Below are 16580 nucleotides of genomic sequence, written 5' to 3'. Positions count from 1 at the left end.
CGGCGGAGCCGGTGTCTTATTCGGCGGAGCCGGTTTCATCCAGAACCGGCTCCGCGAACCCTGGCAACCAGCGAGTCAGGATTTCCATGTACGGGGCATATGCGTCCAACTGGGCGCATATGCCGACCGAACCGAGAAGAACACGAAAGATCATCAAATACTCGGCCGGAAGGTTGAGTGCACGGGCCGTTCGGAACTGCGCACTGTTGAAGTCAGTGGCAGTTCCGGCGGCCTTTTGCAGCCACGCTCGAGTGAAGTGAAATGACTCGGTCTGGATCGGGTCGGTGAATGGTCGCAGGTAATCCGCGATCTCCTTGTCGGTCACTGTGCGTCCAGGAATCACGAAACCGTTGGCGCGCAACAACTCCGTCAATTCGTCGAATTGTTCCTCGACCGCCAAGCGCACCATCGTGCCGAGAACCCGCGGCAGCCCGTTCGGGAACGGCGCAGCAGCACCGAAGTCGATGACGCCGAGTCGACCGTCTTCGAGAAGCATGAAGTTGCCGGGGTGCGGGTCACAGTGGAGCAAGCCGACACGGGCCGGAGACGCGAAGTGGAATTCGGCGAGCAGTGCACCGGCAGCATTGCGCTGCTCCGGCGTTCCGCTCTCGATGATTCTGGTCAGCGGGGTTGCCGTCATCCATTCGGTCACGACCACTTTCGGCGCGCTCGCCACGACGTGCGGGATCACGAACTGCGGATCGCCGTCGAACTCTTTGGCAAAAGCTCGCTGATTGTTCGCCTCGATCCGATAGTCGAGTTCTTCCTCCGTGCGAGCGGTGAACTCCTCGATCACGGGCCGCACATCGACCCCCGGCATGACCGAACCGAACAGGCCGGCAAATCTGCCCAAGGTCTTGAGATCGGCGCGCAGAGCTTCGTCGGCGCCGGGGTACTGAACCTTCACGGCCACGTCGCGGCCGTCGGCCCAGACCGCTCGGTGAACCTGCCCGATGCTGGCCGACGCGGTCGGTTCGTCGTCGAACGACTGGAATCGGTCACGCCACTTGGTTCCGAGTTGCTGGTCGAGCATCTTGTGTACTTGCTTTGTCGGCAGTGGCGGGGCGGCGGCCTGAAGCTTGTTCAGCGACTCGCGGTACGGCTCCGCGAATTCCTCCGGAATTGCCGCCTCCATGACGCTGAGCGCTTGGCCCAGCTTCATCGCGCCGCCCTTGAGTTCGCCCAGCACCGCGAACAGTTGCTCGGCGGCCTTCGCGCTCAACTGCGCGTCGATCTCGCCTTTGTCGCCGCCGGCGAGCTTGCGTCCGAAGCCCATGGCGGCGCGACCAGCCATCCCCAAGGGGATGCTCGCGAGTTTGGCAGTACGGGCAGAACTCTTGCGTGGGATCTCGGACACCACACCATCATGTCTGACTGGGGCGTCCTTTGCCCGAAACAGGTGCCAGGTATTGGCAACTGCAGGATATTTGCCGAGGCCAGCGCCTGGTTGTGATCCGATACGGACGCAGCGCGATCTCGAGCGTCGACGACAGACTGGCCGCAGTAGCCGCACTGGGCAGGTCCTCGACACCGGGTAGGTCCAGGGCACCGAGAGTCGCGTCGATCTCGGCCAGGGCGAGCGCGACACTTGCATGGATCATCGCTGATTCCGCGTGACCCGCGCTGCCGAGTAGCTGCGCGGACAGATGAAGCCAATGAGGGTCGAGTTCGGATCGGATGATGTCGGCGCACCGCAGGCAACTCGACCGACCAGGCAGGACCAGAGGGCCGACCACGCCGTTACCGTCCCGGATGCGGACGGAAAGGTGGGGGAGTCCGCAGCGAACGAGATCGCTCACCAAACGTGGATCGGTGACGACGTCGTCGGCCAGGACCACCAGTTGCTCGTTCCACGAGCGCACGACATCGGTGTTGCGATACCCGCGCGAGCGGCGCGTGCTGACCCCGCCGGTGACCAGTGCGCGCTCGACGGCGTCCGAGAGTGGACCGACGCCGTGGATCCGGACCGTCGCGGTGTTTCTGCGGGCAGTGTGGACGAAACCGGAATCGGCGAGTTGCGCGAGAAACTGCTCCGTCACCGACGTGGGAATCCCGCGCCTCGACGCTTCCCAGAGGATGGCCGCGCGGGATTTCGAGCCGTCCATCGTGCGCAGGATCGACTTCACCGCGCGAGCATCGACCCCGGCAGGCAGCGTCAGCAGGACGGCACGTCCGGGTGTCCATCCCAGCTGCAGTCGACCGTCCGGGCGCGACAGAACAGCGATCCGCGGGTCCCATCGGGGTCCCGCGGATCGCTGTGAAGTGCTGTTCTGTGTGGCGTCTTGTTGCCTGTCACCGGTCATCGTTCGATGCTGGCATGGCGTACGTCCCGCGAGTCTGCCTCAGCGGCAGTTATCCACAGGCCGTCATCGTGGCTGATCTGCGAAAATGTGTCACGAAGAGATTACTTGCCTTCGTCGTCCTCGCGGGTCTTGTCCATCGCTTCCTCGGCCGCACGCTCTTTTGCCAGGACGGCTTCGAGCTGGGCGATCGGGTCGTCGAAATTGCCGGTGTCGCCGCCGCCGAGGACACGGGCGACGAACCCGTCCGGTGCGTCGAGATCGCTCGAATCAGGCATCAGGTCGGGATGTGACCAGACGCCGTCGCGAGTATCCATACCGGCTTCCGCGGTGAGCTTCTGCCACAATCCGGCCGCTTCGCGGACCTTGCGAGGACGAAGTTCGAGTCCGACCAGCGTCGCAAAGGTCTGTTCGGCGGGGCCGCCGGTGGCACGGCGACGACGCAACGTCTCGCTCATCGCGGCAACACCGGGCAGTCGCTCGCCGAGTGCGGCGGTGACCACCGTCTCGACCCAACCCTCGACCAGTGCAAGCAGCGTCTCGAGACGCTCGAGAGCAGCCTTCTGCTCCGGAGTGTTCTGCGGCTCGAACGTGCCCTGCTGCATCAGCGCCTCGAGCTTGCTCGGATCGGTGAGAGCGGAGGGGTCGAGGTCCTTGGCAAACTCTTCCATCGCCGAGAAGTCCATCGTGATCCCGCGGGCGTACTCCTCGACTGTGGCGAGAACACGCTGGCGCAGCCACGGAACGTGACTGTAGAGGCGCTGATGGGCCGCTTCACGTGCGGCGAGGAACACGAGAACTTCCTGATGCGGCTGTTCGAGACCCTCACTGAACGCCTGAACCGCAGCGGGGAGAAGGGCCGCGGTGCCTTCGGGTCCGAGGGGCAAGCCGATGTCAGTGGAGGAGAGCACCTCGGTGGACAGTTGGCCGAGTGCCTGGCCCAATTGCGAGCCGAACGCGAGTCCACCCATCTGGCCGAGCATGCCCAGCATCGGGCCCGCCATCTGCTGCGCTTCGGCGGGAAGTCCTTGGACCCACATGCCCGCTACCTTCTCGGCCACCGGATCGCAGAGTCGCTTCCACGTGTCGATCGTGTTGTCGAGCCAGTCGTTGGGAGTCCAGGCGAGAGTGCGGCTCGCTCCGGCCGGGAGCGTTGTCGCGGCGTCCAGCCACATCTCGGCCAGGTGCGCGGCGTCGGCGATCGCCTTGACGTTGCCCTCGGTGATCGGTGTGACCGATCCGATCTGTTGGCGTGCCAGCTTCTTGGCGATGTCGTAGTTGACCGGGCCGGACGTACCGCCCTGGCCCATCGACGAGCCCATTCCGCTCAGCATCTGCCCGAACTGGGTGAGCATCTGGCCGAGTTGAGCCGGATCGAATCCCTCACCGCCCGCGCCGAACCCGAACGGCATGTCACCACCCCCGAACGGATTGCCACCCGCCGCGTTCTTGTCGCGATCGGGATCGTCGTCGGAGTTGGAGAAGCCGAACGGCATATTGCTCATACCTCAACGGTACAAGGCTCGAGCGGTCGGAGTCGCCCTCCGAGTCACGCTGACGGCGAACACGCGCGGCGCTCAGGCGGTGCGATCGGTGCTCCGGTGCCGTCGCGCTTTACTCTGGATCAGGTGAATCGACGGATAGTGACGCTCTTGGCCGCACTCGCACCCATCGTCGTGTTGGGAGTCGTCGGAACAATGGTCACTGTTCCTTATGTCGCACTCGGTCCGGGCCCCACCTTCAACACGCTCGGCGACGTCGACGGTAAGCCCGTCGTCGACATCCAGGGGACCGAGGTCGATCCCACCGACGGCAACCTCAACATGACAACGGTGTCGGTTCGCGACGGCCTCAACATCTTCGAAGCGTTCGGGCTGTGGGCGAGTGGCAGCAACGGACTCGTCCCACGCTCGGAGATCTATCCGCCCGAGAAGTCGAAGGAAGAGATCCAGCAGGCCAACACCGCCGATTTCCAGCAGTCCGAGGACAGCGCCGAGTTGGCTGCACTGCACTTTCTCGGCAAGCCGGTGGCACTCACTGTGTCCAAGGTGACTCCGGACGGCCCCGCTGCGGGTGCCCTGCAAGAGGGCGACGTCCTGGTCAAGATCGGCGACACTCCGGTAACCACCATCACCGGCGTTCAGGACACGGTCGGTGAGATCGCGCCCGGCACCGCGATCGACGTCACTGTCCTTCGTGAGGGTGTGGAGACCGTTGTGCCGGTCACGGTCGGGGCGCGGCCCAACAAGCCCGAATCGGGTTACCTCGGCGTCACGCCGAACGAGGTCCCGGACGTTCCCTTCACCGTGCAGTTCAATCTCGCCGACATCGGCGGTCCCTCTGCCGGACTGATGTTCACACTCGCCTTGGTCGACAAGCTGACTCCGGGGGAGCTCAACGGCGGAAAGTTCGTGGCCGGGACGGGCACCATCGACTCCGCCGGCGAAGTCGGTCCGATCGGCGGCATTCGGTACAAGTTGATCGCCGCCTCCGAAGCCGGTGCGGAGACCTTCCTCGTGCCGGCCCAGAACTGTGACGAGGCGAAACAGAATGCGCCGGACGGGCTTCGGCTCGTCAAGGTCGACAACCTGCCCGGCGCAGTGGACTCACTCGAGAGTCTCAACACGGGCGGCGACGCACCCCGCTGCTGAAAGCTGTTTGCAGAAGAGAGAGTCCGTCAGTCTTCTTCGACCTCGTCGAGCGTCGCGTACAGCGCGTGCACGAGGTGAGGTGCAAGACCGTCGTAGGTGAGCAGTTCCAAGTCGCCGTACGGATCCGCATCCTCGTCGGGACGCATCTGTAGAAGCGACAGCGAAGGACCGTCACGCAGCACGCCGACGAACAGTCGCGCTTCGCGTCGATCGGGATGCGCGTTGGCAGTCAGTCGAGCGACCTCGTCCGCCGCGTGCTGATCGGTCAACACCGGCGCTGTCGCGTGATCGAGATCCGATTCCGCCTCGGGCGGCAGGACGACGATCTCCTGCACCAGGATGCAGCCCTGCACCGACTCGGGCCAATGCGTCGTAGCCAGAAACTCGTCGAGTGCGCGAGAACCGCCGATGATGTCCTCGGGAAGCGATTCCTGTTCGATCGGTGTGTATTCGGCGCCCTCGGCGAGTTGGTCGAGCAGTCCGGGCTCGGCCGCGGCGAGCATCTCGGTGGGCACCAACGCGTACAGCTTCGGCGGTTGATCCCAGCCTTCGGCGTCGATGTGGTCGACAACTTCATGAACGCACCGGGCGAGGGCACTCGGTGATCTGCTCATATTCTCTTCACTCACACGTTCATCCTCCCACCTTCTGTCCGGGTCCCCGCTCTCCGTGTTGTCAACCCGTGACCGTTGTTACGTAGAGTGGTCGGAAACGGCCAAGTCCACTCGGGCGTGGCCGCAGTGATCGATGCAATCGGTTGCGACGCCACGGCGTCGCCAAATCTTGGAGCGTGGCACGTGGGCATGCGGCCCCCCGCAGGTTTACCCTCTCTGTCCAGACGCAGTCGAATCTTGTTGGTGGTGGCTGTCGTAGTGGCGGCCTTGCTGCTCGTGGGGCCGCGACTGATCGGCATGTACACGGACTGGTTGTGGTTCGGTGAAGTCGGCTTCCGTGGTGTGTTCACCAAGGTTCTGCTGACGCGATTCGTTCTCTTCCTTGTCGTCGGAATTGTCGTCGGAGCCATCGTGTGGCTCGCGATGCTTCTCGCGTACCGCGCGCGGCCGGTGTTCGTCCCGGTCTCCGGACCCAATGATCCGATCGCGCGCTACCGCACCACCGTGATGTCGCGACTTCGACTGTTCGGCGTGATCATTCCGGTGGCGATCGGCATCCTGTCCGGTCTCATCGCGCAGGCAAACTGGGTCACCATCCAGTTGTTCCTCAACGGCCAACCGTTCGGCATCACCGATCCGCAGTTCAACATGGACGTCAGCTTCTACACGTTCGATCTGCCGTTCTACCGTTTCGTGTTGAACTGGTTGTTCGTCTCGATCCTGCTGGCCTTCGTGGCAAACCTGATCACCCACTACGTTTTCGGTGGAATCAAATTGGCCGGGCGCGCTGGAACATTCACCACTGCCGCTCGTATTCAACTCGCTGTGATCGCTGGAACCTTCGTGCTCCTCAAGGCGGTTGCGTACTGGTTCGATCGGTACTCGTTGATGTCGAGCAGTCGTAAGGAACCGACGTTCACCGGTCCGGGCTTCACTGATATCAACGCGGTGCTGCCGGCGAAGCTCATCCTGTTGTCCATCGCAGTCATCTGCGCCTTGGCGTTCTTCGCGTCGATCTTCACGCGGGATCTTCGGATACCGGCCATGGCGGTCGCTCTCCTGGTTCTTTCGTCGGTGCTGGTCGGTGCGGTCTACCCGATGATCGTCGAGCAGTTCTCCGTCAAGCCCAATGCGGCGCAGAAGGAGAGCACGTACATCGAGCGGAACATCGAAGCCACTCGTCAGGCGTACGGGATCACCGAAGAAAACGTCGACTACGTCGACTATCCGGGAGTTGGCACCAAGCAGCCCCAGGATGTTCCGGCCGACCGGACCACGATCGCGAACACCCGCTTGTTGGATCCGACCATTCTGTCGCCGACGTTCACAGCTCAGCGTCAGCTCAAGAACTTCTACGGGTTCCCGCAGACGCTCAACGTCGACCGTTACGAACAAGACGGCCAGTTGCGCGACTTCGTTGTCGCAGCGCGCGAGCTGTCGCCGAACAACCTTTCCGGCAACCAGACGGACTGGATCAACAAGCACACGGTCTACACGCACGGCAACGGTTTCGTCGCGGCCCAGGCAAACGAAGTCACGGCCGTACAGGGCGACAGCCAGAACAACACCGGTGGCTACCCGATCTACTCGGTCAGTGACCTGACGACCACACCCGAGAACGAGAATCTCAAGGTGGACAATCCGCGTTCGTACTACGGCGAGGTGATCAGCCAGTCGGACGCCGATTACTCGATCGTCGGTTCCGTCGACGGCGAGGGACCGCGTGAGTACGACACCGACACCTCGAAGTACACCTACACGGGTTCGGGTGGCGTTTCGATCGGCAACTGGTTCAACCGTCTTGCATTCGCGGCGAAGTACACCGAGCGCAACATCCTGTTCTCGAGTGCAATCGGCTCGAACTCCAAGATCATCTTCAAGCGTGATCCGAAGGAAAGGGTCGAGGAGGTCGCGCCTTGGCTGACGACCGACGGCGCTGCCTACCCCGCAGTGGTCGACGGCAAGATGCAGTGGATCATCGACGGCTACACCACTGCCCAGGACTACCCGTACGCGCAGCGCAGTTCGCTCGACGGGTTGGTCGAGGACAGTATCGACCAGACGACCGGGCGCCTCATTCCGCGTCAGGAGTTCTCCTACATCCGTAACTCCGTGAAGGCTACGGTCGACGCCTACGACGGCACCGTCACGCTGTATCAGGTCGACGAGCAGGATCCGGTTCTGAAGGCGTGGATGGGGGTCTTCCCGAACACCGTCAAGCCGAAGAGTGAAATCTCGGACGACCTGCAGGCGCACTTCCGCTACCCGGAAGACATGTTCAAGGTTCAGCGAGAGATGCTCGCGAAGTACCACGTCGACGATCCGAGTGAGTTCTTCACCAACAACGCGTTCTGGTCGGTTCCGAGCGATCCGACGATCGACACGTCGGCCAACCAGCCGCCGTACTACGTGCTGGTGGGCGACAAGGACACCGCGAAGGCGGATTTCCGTCTGACCAGTCCGATGGTCGGGTTCAGTCGTGAGTTGCTGTCGGCCTACATCTCCGTGGCGAACGACAAGGAGAACTACGGCAAGTTCACGGTGCTTCAGTTGCCGACCGATACGCAGACTCAGGGTCCACAGCAGGCTCAGTCTGCGATGACGTCGGATTCGCGTGTTGCTTCGGAAGTGTCACTGCTCAAGCAGTCGAACAAGATTCAGTACGGAAACTTGCTGACTCTGCCGATCGCCGAGGGCGGAATCCTCTACGTCGAGCCCTTGTACTCGCAGCGAAACTCGCAGAACGCGTTCCCTCAGTTGGCGCGTGTGCTGGTGAGCTTCAGCGACACCAACGGCATTCGGATCGGTTATGCACCGACCGTCTCCGAGGCGATCAGTCAGATTTGGCCGGGCGCAGGTTCGGCAGCGACGGTCACCCAGCCGGCACCCGATCCGGATACCGGAGCGCAACCGGAAACGCCGACAACTCCGACGGCGCCGGCCCCGCCGGCTTCTTCGGATGACGTATCGAAGGCGCTGGCCGAGGTCAATTCGGCAATGGCGGCATTGAAGTCGGCGCAACAGAGCGGTGACTTCACCAGCTACGGTGCTGCGCTCGACCGCCTGCAGAAGGCTGTCGACGCGTACCAGGCGCTGCCGAGGTAAGCGGAGTCAGTTCGTGAACAAGAGAAGGCCCACCATCCGATCGGATGGTGGGCCTTCTTGGGTGCTCAGGTGAAGCTGTGCGAGCTGAATCAGCGCAGTGCAGCAACGATCGGTGCGTTGGCATCGGAGAGCTGCTGGAACTGTGCGGCGAAGCCGTACTGGCCGGCGAGGTCACGAGCGGTGTCGTAGGCCTGCTGTGCGGCGGGCTTGAGCTCGGCCGGGATCTCGATGGCGGGAGCAACTGCGGGTGCCTCGGCGACGGGAGCCGGTGCTGCGGCGGGAGCCTCTTCGACTGCAGGCTCGCTCGCGACGGTCAGACGCTGGCCGCAGACGGGCCATGCGCCGGGGCCCTGACTCTGCAGGGTGTTCTCGGCGACGCGGATCTGCTCTTCCTTGGAAGCGTTGGCCGGCGAGCCGGTGCCACCGTTGGCGGTCCAGGTGCTCTGCGAGAACTGCAGGCCGCCGTAGTAGCCGTTTCCGGTGTTGATGTTCCAGTCGCCACCGCTCTCGCACTGTGCGACGCCGTCCCAGTTGTGGGTGGCTGCGGAAGCGGTGCCGGTGCTCATGGTGAGGGGCACTGCGACAAGTGCGCCGGCTACTGCCAATGTGCCGAATGCACGCTTGCTGATGCTGGTGTACGTCATGTCGGGGTAAATCCTCTCCGCGCTTGCTGACATCGGCGGGCCTGCGGGTCGCGGTGATGCTGACTTCCCGGGCGCTTGTCTCTCCGTGCCTCTGCCCCTCGAAGGTTTCGGGGGTTCCGATCCCGCGGGGCAGAGTCGAGCAGCGGCGGGTCGGCGTTCGCCCGGTTGATTCGGGCCGGGACCGACCGTACGGGAGCGCTGAACGAGGGTCGATTCGCGATTTTCCGGACTGCCCGGTCGGCTCTTGTAGGCGAATTTTGCAGTTTGCGCTGGTAGGGCCGTTCCGATGCGGTTTCGAGGTGTGTTCGTTACATACCTGTTATGTGTTGATCCTCACGAGTATTTTGTGAACCCAGTCACTCGAATTTGTGACTTTCAGGCGTGTATTTCGCTCCAGCGCAGGCGATTTGCGTTCCGTTCATCTGCTCGTGTAACTTTGTCCATGCATCGCGGGGTGGAGCAGCTCGGTAGCTCGCTGGGCTCATAACCCAGAGGTCGCAGGTTCAAATCCTGTCCCCGCTACTAGAAAAGGACCGCCGCACTGGATTCCAGTGCGGCGGTCCTTTTTTGCGTGCGTCCGTCGTAGGGTTGCGACGTGCGATTTTCGACGGTGCCCGTGTCTTCGGCAGTGACCGCTTTCCTCGTGACGGCTGCGTTGGTGCTCTCTGGTGGCATTGCCACCGCCGGTGGAGGGGGCGCGACAGGGAAACGCGTGGTCTTCATCGTTCCGGGCCAGCAGCTGTACAGCTCAGGCGAGGCACATCAGGCGCCTTACCGCGCCCTCGACGGGGCACTGAAGGATGCGGGCTACGAGACGCACTTCGTCGATGCTCCCGGCAAAACGATTGCCGCAGATGCCGAACTGATGGCCGAGGCGATTCGTACCTACGCCGCTGACGCCACATATGTCGGCGTGGTCGCGCACAGCGCCGGCGGACTGAGTGCCCGGTACTACGCGAAGTTCCTCGGTGGCTCCGACACCGTGGATTCATTGGTCGCAATCGGAGCGCCGCAATACGGCAGCCCCGGTGGCTGCGTGCAAGGCCCTGCCGACGGCTACGACACCTGCATGTTCTCCGAGGTTCTGACCAAGCTGAACTCAGGTGAGGACACTCCTGGTTCCGCCTACTATTCGGTGGTACAGGGCTCGGGTGAGTGGGCGGACGGTCGGTTGGACGGGGGCCAGTGCCGGGTGTACATCGATGGCGTTCCCGGTGCCGGAACCGGAGCAGACCACCTCGCCGAACTCGAGCATCCAGAGGTGCTCTCGGGAACGATCAGTGCGCTGGGACGCGACTGTGTCGGTTCGTTCGTGGACGAGAGCGACGGCGACATCGCCTGGCCGGACACGTTGTTCCCGTCATTTCGGTGAGGCTTCAGGTCCGGGTTGTTCGGACGAGTAGCCCGGCTACGTGTGCGCTCGCGGCAGTTCTGGCTCCCAAGGCGTCACCCGATTCGATGGCCGCGACTATACGAGCGTGCTCGGTGACAGCGATCCGCCGATTGAGCTCGAGGCTCCACATGTCCGAACGGAAGAGATGTGATTGTCCGTCCAGTCGGTGAAGGGCTTCACTGAGCGGGTGATTGCACGCAGTCTCACGAATCAAGGTGTGGAACTCGAGGTCCAGCTTCGAATCTCGACGCTGATCCGGCGGGCTCTCGAGAAGTTCGCGTTGGACCTGCACCATCTTGTTCAACTGTGACACGGTTTCGTGGGTGGCATTGGCTGTCGCGTTGAACGCCGCGAGACCGTCGAGAACCTCACGCACCTCGAAGACCGCGCGCAGCGACTCTGCGTCCAGTGAATCAACTTTTGCACCCGCATTTCGGGTGTGGACGGCGATGCCCTCGTAGATCAACTGCTGCACGGCCTCGCGGACCGGCGTTCGACTGACATTGAGTTTGCTCGCCAGTGCGGGAACGCTCAGTGGTGTCCCCGGCGCCAACTCTCCCGAAAAGATCAGTTCGCGAAGCGTTTCGTGCACGGACTCGGTGAGTAAAGCTCGTTCGGTGGTGGTCATCTTGTCCTCATTTCGATCCTGCACGATCTCGACCGTACCCGGGAGCGCTATCCAGCGGCGCGCACTCGGTCAGCGCTGCGACTGTCGACCTCGGACTTCATCGCGCCTTTCAGTCCGGCCACTTTGGCCGCGATGTTCTCAGCGATCGTGATCGGCGGGTATCCCACTTCGCCCGGTGCGAGAGTCCCTGGCAGTGCTTCGATGACGGCGTCGTGGTTTCCGTCGAAAAAGAATGCAGCAGAGCGACGTCGGATAATTCGACCATCAACGACAGGTGGGTCGACTCGGTGCACGGTCGAGCGCCATCGGTCGTTCGTCCAGCGTGCCATCGCGTCGCCGAGGTTGATCAAGAGTGCGCCGTCGGCAGGTTGGACGTCGTGCCATACGCCATCGGCACTCAGAACTTGAAGGCCCGGGACTTGATCTGCCCACAGGATGGTCAAAATTCCGAAGTCGGTGTGAGCACCCATTCCCGTCATGTCGCCGGAGATGCGGATCTCACCTTCGGGCAGTGCGTAGTTGTTCATCTTCATCGCGTCGATCGAATGGTCGAGCATCGAATCGAAGTACCCGGGCTGCAATCCGAGGGCGTCGGTAAAGGCGCACATCAGGATTCGTGCCAAGCCCTGTGCATGACGGAAATACTCTTCGATGGCCGGTCGGAATCCGGGCGCGGCCACGGGCCAGGTGTTGGCGGCGTAGCTGGACTCGGGCAGGTCGACGCCCGGATAGTCGCTCACCTGCGTGCCCACGACTATCGCTTCGTAGAAATCGTTCATCTGGTTTGCAGAGGCGACGCCCAGGCTCATGCTGAGTGATTCCGACTTCGGTGGTGAGTAGCCACGGTTCTCGGACGAGGGACGGCGATAGTTGTTCTTCACCGTGAGTGGGAGAGCAAAGAATTCGTCGAGAGCGTCGGCCAGTCCGTCGGTCACCGATCGTGGAATGCTGTGTCCGACAATCTGTATGAATCCGACCTCCCGGCACGCACGATCGAGTTGGGCTGCGACCTCCGCGCAGGCAGTGCTGTTGGTTGCGTTCGCAACCGCTGCCTCGCCGCGGCGGTACGGGGTGATATCGATCGTAGGAATGTCGAAGACAGGAATTTCGTGGGTCATTTAAAGTCCTTGCGGCCGGACGTGTGCCACTTGCCGACGAGCACACGTGAGAGGAATCCAAAGGCAGAGAAGACGAGGACGCCGAACACCGACGCGATCACGATCGCGGCGATCAGATCCTCGGACTGAAGGCGGCTTCGGTAGACGTCGAGCAGGGTTCCGATCCCGGGTTGTCCTTTGGCGAAGAACATGTCGCCGATGATGGCACCGACCACAACGAGGCCGGAGGCGGTGCGAATGCCGGTGAGAATGGCCGGCATTGCCGCTCGCAGTTCGAGTTTCACCAGTCGATCCCACCGTGACGCTCGTCCGAGGGTGAAGAGTTCGTGCAATCCGCGATCGACCGACTGTAAACCGAAGTGTGTGTTGGTGATGATCGGGAAGGCTGCGATGAGAACACACACCAGAGTACGAGCGGTCATGCCGTAGCCGAACCAGAGGCCGATGAGGGGCACGATGGCAAGGATGGGAATGACTTGCAGAACAACGGCGTACGGATAGACGATCCGCTCGATCCACTTGGCTTGGCTCATCAACACGCCGGTTCCGACGCCGACTGCCACTGCGACGACGAAGCCGACCAGTGCAACCTGCGCCGTCACGGAGAGGGCTTCGAGCATGGGAGAGAGATGTTTCCAGTCGAGCAGCGACTTGGTCAGCACCTGACTCGGGGGCGGGAGGAGAAACCGGCGTTCGGGGGAGAGGACAAGGTAGCTGACGATCGACCACGCTGCGACCGCGCCTGCAAGTGAGAGCAACGGATAGAGCACCAGGGCGCCGAGCGCTCTCATTCGAGAGGACCGTCGAGGCTGTACCTCGGCTTGGCTCGTTGTCGCAGAATCGGGGCGAACAACGGTAGGGCGTGTGGCGTTTTCTCGTTGAACTGCAAGAACTTCGGTCATCGTAGGCTCCCGTGCAGACTGGCCGAGATCTCGGCGACATATTCGGTGTATCGGGCGTCGTAGCGCAGTTCCGGGCTACGCGGGTACGGGAAATCGATGTCCACGACCGAATGGATTCGTCCAGGCCGGGCGGTCATGACGACCACCTTGTTTGCGAGGTAGACGGCCTCGGATACCGAGTGCGTGATGAACATCGAGGTGAATCCCTTTTCGGTGTAGAGCCTTTGGAGCTCTACCTGCATCTCCAGTCGTGTCATTTCGTCGAGCGCACCAAAAGGTTCGTCGAGCAGCATCACAGCAGGTGCGAGAGTGAGCGCTCGCGCCAAAGAGACGCGCATCTTCATTCCGCCTGACAACGCATTGGGCAGTTGTTTCGCGAAGTCCGCAAGTCCCACTGCGCGAATTGCCTCGTCGGCGCGCAATTTTCGCGCTGCTTTGTCGCCGCCACCGAGTTCGGCGGATAGTTCGACGTTGGCCTGCACGGTTCGCCAGGGGAGGAGAGTCGGCTCCTGGAAGATGAAGCCAACTGATTCGGTGTCGAGGGCAACCGCTCCGCTGGTCGGTCGCTCGAGGCCGGCCGCCATGCGCAACAAAGTCGACTTGCCACAGCCGGAGGGCCCGACCACGGCGACGAAGTCTCCTCGCTCCACGTCCAGATCGATGCCGTCCAGCGCGACAGTGCCGGTATCGAACTTCTTGACGACGTCGGAAAAGACCATCTGCATCGGCGCGGTGAGCTTGCGAGCGTCGGCATCCTGCATCGTGTTCGCGAGTTCCATCTGAGCCTCCGGTTCGATAATGCATGCAAAAGTTCTTCAAGTTGTAGGAACTATCTTGAATTGCATGTATGTCGCCTAGATTGCTGAATGTAAATGTGAGGTGACATTGCAGGTGAAGGTCGAACTACGGCGTGCGTTACCTGATGGAAACAACAAGTGCATTGCATGTAATCCAAGTGCTGCAGAGTGTGCTCATCGGATCACCCTGCTTGGTTCGCCCACATCCCAATTGTTTTCACGAAGGAGACGCTGTGTGTTCAAACCGCAAGATGCATTCCAATCGCAGAAGTGTGGGAGCGGCGGGCGCGGCACTGGCCTTGTGTGCAGCCATCGGATTGACTGCGTGCAGCTCCAGTGAGGCTGAGACGGCCAAGGCTGAATCTCTCGAACCAGCTGCTGAGGCTCAGAACCTGGCGGGTCTCTGTCCGGAAAACGTTGTGGTTCAACTCCAATGGCAGCCACAGTCGGATATGGGAGCGCTCTTCGAGATGCTCGGTCCCGGCTATTCGGTCGACACCGACGACAAGTCCGTCAGTGGGACTCTCGTCGCCGAAGGGAAGGACACCGGAGTCGGCCTGACCTTGCGGGCCGGGGGACCGGCAATCGGGTTCCAAACCGTCAGCTCCCAGATGTACGTCGACGATTCCATCACTCTCGGCTTGGTGCACGGCGATCAGGTGATCGCGGCCGCGGCAAGTCAGCCCGTTGTTGCCGTCACGCCATTGCTCAAATACAGTCCGGCAATCCTCATGTGGGACAAAGAGTCGCATCCGGACTGGACGAGTGTTGCCGACATCGGCAAGTCCGACGCGAGTGTCGTCGTTTCCAAAGAGCAACTCTTTCCGCAGTGGCTCGTTGCGAAAGGACTACTGAAGCAGTCTCAGCTCGACACGAGCTACGACGGAGCTCCCTCACGATTTGTCGGTGACCCGACCATCGCTCAGCAAGGATTCGCGAATTCGGAACCGTACACGTACGAGAAGGAGACGCCGGCGTGGGAGAAGCCGGTTTCCTATGACCTGCTGAAAGATTCGGGTTTCGACATCTACGCGTCCAATGTTTCCGTTCGTGCCGACAAGGTCGAGACACTCTCGCCGTGTTTGAGCAAGCTGGTTCCGATCATTCAGCAGGCCACCGCGGACTACATCACTGCGCCGGATACGGCGAATGCTGCCATTGTCGACGTCGTCTCGCAGGACGTGTCGTTCTCTCCCTACACCGAGGGTGAAGCAGCGTTCAGTGCCCAGCTTCTGAAAGAAAAAGGCCTGATCGCGAACGAGGCAGACGGATCTGTCGGCACGTTCGACATGACGCGAGTCGCCCACACCGTCGAAGAACTGAAGCCCATCCTGAACTCCGGGGGTGCGGCGATACCGCAGTCACTGACTGCTGAAGAGATCTACACCGACAAATTCACCGATCGGTCCATCGGAATCCGCTGAAGGAGCTGACAGCAAATGACGTACGACATGACAGAACTCAACCGCGAGACTCGCATGGGTGGCCTGGGCACGGAGACCACCGACCGCGAGGTCCGAAGAATCGATCTCTCGGATTTCGAGAACCGGCGAAGCGAGATCGCCGAGGAGTTGTGGTCGGCAGCGACCGACATCGGATTCTTTCAAATCGTCAATCACGGAATCGATCTGGACCAAGTCCGCGAGGCTTTCGCGGCGGCCGAGCGATTCTTTGCACTGCCCACTGAGGTCAAAGCGCAGTATCCGCTCAAGAAGGGTTTCAACTCCGGCTGGGAGAGCATGACGCAGGTGCGTCCCTCCATCGGAACACCTGATCAGAAAGAGTCCTACCAGGTGACCCGCCCGCATATGGGTGATCTGTGGCCCACTGCAGACGAATTGGGCGGATTCCGCGAAACGATCCTGGACTTCGAAGCCAAGTGCTGGGGCATTGCGATGGACCTGCTCTCGTGCTTCGCCGAGAAGCTGGGATTCGAACGAGACTTCTTCACCAGGGCACATGACCCGTCGGTGGACACCTACCAGAGCACACTGCGACTACTCCACTACTTCCCCCTTGCCGCCGACGCAGATGTCGAAGGGATGTGGCGTGCCGGAGCACACACCGATTTCGATTGCCTGACATTGCTTTTCCAGCGTGACGGTCAGGGCGGGTTGCAACTGTGCCCGGGCAAGGAGATGGACACCCAGGAATGGACGTCGGTGGTGCCGGCCGAGGAAGCGATCACCTGCAACATCGGCGACATGCTGATGAGATGGAGTGATGACGTCCTGCCGTCGAATTTTCATCGAGTCAAGAGTCCCGGAGTCACCGACTATCGGGGAGCCCGCTACAGCCTCGCGTTCTTCGCTCAGGCGAACCGCGACGTGACCATCGAGGGCCCAGCGGGCAAGTACCCGCCGATCACTGCCGAGGACTACATCGACCAGCGAGTACGCGCGAACTTCGCGCGTTGATCCGTATCCGT

14 protein-coding genes and 1 tRNA gene are annotated in these 16580 nt (G+C 61.9%); 6 read left to right on the top strand and 9 right to left on the bottom strand.

Annotated features, from left to right (window positions below; translation table 11 throughout):
* Nucleotides 1-16 precede the first annotated feature (16 nt).
* The 3 genes from I7X09_RS02835 to I7X09_RS02825 all read right to left on the bottom strand — a co-directional run bounded on the left by I7X09_RS02835 (nt 17) and on the right by I7X09_RS02825 (nt 3805).
* Entirely contained in the window at nt 17-1360 is a 1344-nt protein-coding gene (locus tag I7X09_RS02835; protein ID WP_200315477.1) for an ABC1 kinase family protein, read from the bottom strand.
* 4 nt (nt 1361-1364) lie between these two features.
* Nucleotides 1365-2303, bottom strand: coding sequence for a hypothetical protein (locus I7X09_RS02830; RefSeq protein WP_200315475.1), 939 nt, complete (start codon nt 2301-2303; stop codon nt 1365-1367).
* 101 nt (nt 2304-2404) lie between these two features.
* Complete coding sequence (locus tag I7X09_RS02825; protein WP_200315473.1) at nt 2405-3805, bottom strand: zinc-dependent metalloprotease; 1401 nt, start codon at nt 3803-3805, stop codon at nt 2405-2407.
* 123 nt (nt 3806-3928) lie between these two features.
* Here I7X09_RS02825 and I7X09_RS02820 point away from each other — a divergent pair, with 123 nt between their 5' ends.
* Nucleotides 3929-4951, top strand: coding sequence for a YlbL family protein (locus I7X09_RS02820; RefSeq protein WP_185564396.1), 1023 nt, complete (start codon nt 3929-3931; stop codon nt 4949-4951).
* Nucleotides 4952-4977: 26 nt separating this feature from the next.
* On the opposite strand, the gene I7X09_RS02815 is transcribed toward I7X09_RS02820, so the two are convergent.
* A complete protein-coding gene (locus tag I7X09_RS02815; protein WP_019747831.1) occupies nt 4978-5580 on the bottom strand; it encodes a PPA1309 family protein in 603 nt (200 codons plus the stop codon).
* Nucleotides 5581-5754: 174 nt separating this feature from the next.
* Between I7X09_RS02815 and I7X09_RS02810 the strand changes: the two genes are divergently transcribed.
* On the top strand, nt 5755-8670 hold the full coding sequence (locus I7X09_RS02810) for a UPF0182 family protein (protein ID WP_234036932.1): 2916 nt from the start codon (nt 5755-5757) through the stop codon (nt 8668-8670).
* 89 nt (nt 8671-8759) lie between these two features.
* Here the strand turns inward: I7X09_RS02810 and I7X09_RS02805 are convergent, their stop codons facing one another.
* Nucleotides 8760-9314, bottom strand: coding sequence for a transglycosylase family protein (locus tag I7X09_RS02805; RefSeq protein ID WP_003942299.1), 555 nt, complete (start codon nt 9312-9314; stop codon nt 8760-8762).
* Nucleotides 9315-9762: 448 nt separating this feature from the next.
* Here I7X09_RS02805 and I7X09_RS02800 point away from each other — a divergent pair.
* Nucleotides 9763-9836, top strand: a tRNA-Met gene (locus I7X09_RS02800).
* 73 nt (nt 9837-9909) lie between these two features.
* Entirely contained in the window at nt 9910-10686 is a 777-nt protein-coding gene (locus tag I7X09_RS02795) for an esterase/lipase family protein (protein ID WP_200315469.1), read from the top strand.
* A gap of 4 nt (nt 10687-10690) precedes the next feature.
* On the opposite strand, the gene I7X09_RS02790 is transcribed toward I7X09_RS02795, so the two are convergent.
* The 4 genes from I7X09_RS02790 to I7X09_RS02775 are packed head-to-tail and all read right to left on the bottom strand — an operon-like array spanning nt 10691 to nt 14134.
* The gene (locus I7X09_RS02790) at nt 10691-11335 is read right to left on the bottom strand and encodes a GntR family transcriptional regulator (RefSeq protein WP_124566577.1); all 645 of its coding nucleotides are present in this window, start codon (nt 11333-11335) and stop codon (nt 10691-10693) included.
* Between the two features lie 47 nt (nt 11336-11382).
* Nucleotides 11383-12453 (bottom strand): isopenicillin N synthase family dioxygenase, encoded by a 1071-nt coding sequence (locus I7X09_RS02785; protein ID WP_095969138.1) that lies wholly within the window; start codon nt 12451-12453, stop codon nt 11383-11385.
* On the bottom strand, nt 12450-13355 hold the full coding sequence (locus tag I7X09_RS02780; protein WP_200315467.1) for an ABC transporter permease: 906 nt from the start codon (nt 13353-13355) through the stop codon (nt 12450-12452). Before I7X09_RS02780 ends, I7X09_RS02785 begins: the two co-directional genes overlap by 4 nt.
* Entirely contained in the window at nt 13352-14134 is a 783-nt protein-coding gene (locus I7X09_RS02775; RefSeq protein WP_200315465.1) for an ABC transporter ATP-binding protein, read from the bottom strand. Before I7X09_RS02775 ends, I7X09_RS02780 begins: the two co-directional genes overlap by 4 nt.
* A gap of 269 nt (nt 14135-14403) precedes the next feature.
* On the opposite strand from I7X09_RS02775, the gene I7X09_RS02770 reads away from it, so the two are divergent.
* Nucleotides 14404-15576, top strand: coding sequence for a nitrate ABC transporter substrate-binding protein (locus tag I7X09_RS02770; protein ID WP_200317637.1), 1173 nt, complete (start codon nt 14404-14406; stop codon nt 15574-15576).
* 15 nt (nt 15577-15591) lie between these two features.
* On the top strand, nt 15592-16569 hold the full coding sequence (locus I7X09_RS02765; RefSeq protein ID WP_003942293.1) for an isopenicillin N synthase family dioxygenase: 978 nt from the start codon (nt 15592-15594) through the stop codon (nt 16567-16569).
* Nucleotides 16570-16580 lie beyond the last annotated feature (11 nt).

Source organism: Rhodococcus sp. P-2 (assembly GCF_016598535.1).
GTDB lineage: Bacteria > Actinomycetota > Actinomycetes > Mycobacteriales > Mycobacteriaceae > Rhodococcus_F > Rhodococcus_F baikonurensis.
The sequence above is the reverse complement of the archived record's forward strand: the minus strand, read 5'-3'. Positions and strand labels throughout refer to the sequence as shown.

Excerpts from the sequence above, each read along its gene's own strand:
- I7X09_RS02765 (WP_003942293.1), top strand. The coding sequence starts at position 15,592 with ATGACGTACGACATGACAGAACTCAACCGCGAGACTCGCATGGGTGGC.
- I7X09_RS02790 (WP_124566577.1), bottom strand. The coding sequence starts at position 11,335 with ATGACCACCACCGAACGAGCTTTACTCACCGAGTCCGTGCACGAAACG.
- I7X09_RS02810 (WP_234036932.1), top strand. The coding sequence starts at position 5,755 with ATGCGGCCCCCCGCAGGTTTACCCTCTCTGTCCAGACGCAGTCGAATC.
- I7X09_RS02830 (WP_200315475.1), bottom strand. The coding sequence starts at position 2,303 with ATGACCGGTGACAGGCAACAAGACGCCACACAGAACAGCACTTCACAG.
- I7X09_RS02785 (WP_095969138.1), bottom strand. The coding sequence starts at position 12,453 with ATGACCCACGAAATTCCTGTCTTCGACATTCCTACGATCGATATCACC.
- I7X09_RS02770 (WP_200317637.1), top strand. The coding sequence starts at position 14,404 with ATGCATTCCAATCGCAGAAGTGTGGGAGCGGCGGGCGCGGCACTGGCC.
- I7X09_RS02775 (WP_200315465.1), bottom strand. The coding sequence starts at position 14,134 with ATGGAACTCGCGAACACGATGCAGGATGCCGACGCTCGCAAGCTCACC.
- I7X09_RS02805 (WP_003942299.1), bottom strand. The coding sequence starts at position 9,314 with ATGACGTACACCAGCATCAGCAAGCGTGCATTCGGCACATTGGCAGTA.
- I7X09_RS02780 (WP_200315467.1), bottom strand. The coding sequence starts at position 13,355 with ATGACCGAAGTTCTTGCAGTTCAACGAGAAAACGCCACACGCCCTACC.
- I7X09_RS02825 (WP_200315473.1), bottom strand. The coding sequence starts at position 3,805 with ATGAGCAATATGCCGTTCGGCTTCTCCAACTCCGACGACGATCCCGAT.